This is a genomic window from Modestobacter sp. SYSU DS0657 (genome assembly GCF_054050925.1).
The window spans coordinates 1-532 of sequence record NZ_JBJHAG010000064.1; the positions used below are offsets into that span (position 1 = coordinate 1).

The following is a 532-nucleotide window of genomic DNA, read 5'->3' on the forward strand; positions in this document are numbered from 1 at the left end:
CTCCCCCACCTTCGGCGTGCACGAGGCCGTGCTCCTGGACAGCGCGGAGCCCCGGGCGGTCTACCTCTCCGAGGGGCTCGGGCACGCCTTCCTCTCCCTCGAGGACGGCAGCTCGGTCACCTACCTGGTCTCCAGCGGGTACTCCCCGGACCGGGAGTTCGGCGTCCACCCGATGGACCCCGAGCTCGACCTGCCCTGGCCGCGCGACGTCCAGGTGCAGCTCTCCCCGAAGGACACCGCCGCCCCCACGCTGACCGAGGCCCGCGCGCAGGGGCTGCTGCCGACGCTGGACCAGTGCCGGGCGCGGTACGCGGAGCTGCGCGGCTGATCCCTTCCCCAGCGCCCCGTCCCGAGCAGCCGGTCAGCCCCGCAGCACGCCCAGCTCGGCCAGGCAGGCCCGGAGCGACTCCTGCCAGGCCGGGAGCGGGGTCAGCCCGGCCGCACGCCAGGCTGCCGGGTCGAGCACCGAGTAGGCCGGCCGCGGCGCCGGCCGGGGGAACTCCGCGGTGGTGAGGGGCAGCACCCGGTCCGG

2 protein-coding genes are annotated in these 532 nt (G+C 76.5%); one reads left to right on the forward strand and one right to left on the reverse strand.

Annotation, left to right across the window (positions count from 1 at the left end; genetic code table 11):
- Window positions 1-328 (forward strand): dTDP-4-dehydrorhamnose 3,5-epimerase family protein (locus ACI79A_RS19660; protein WP_457085439.1); only part of this gene is annotated, 328 nt, incomplete at its 5' end.
- 33 nt (window positions 329-361) lie between these two features.
- Here ACI79A_RS19660 and ACI79A_RS19665 read toward each other — a convergent pair.
- Entirely contained in the window at window positions 362-523 is a 162-nt protein-coding gene (locus ACI79A_RS19665; RefSeq protein WP_457085440.1) for a sugar nucleotide-binding protein, read from the reverse strand.
- Window positions 524-532 lie beyond the last annotated feature (9 nt).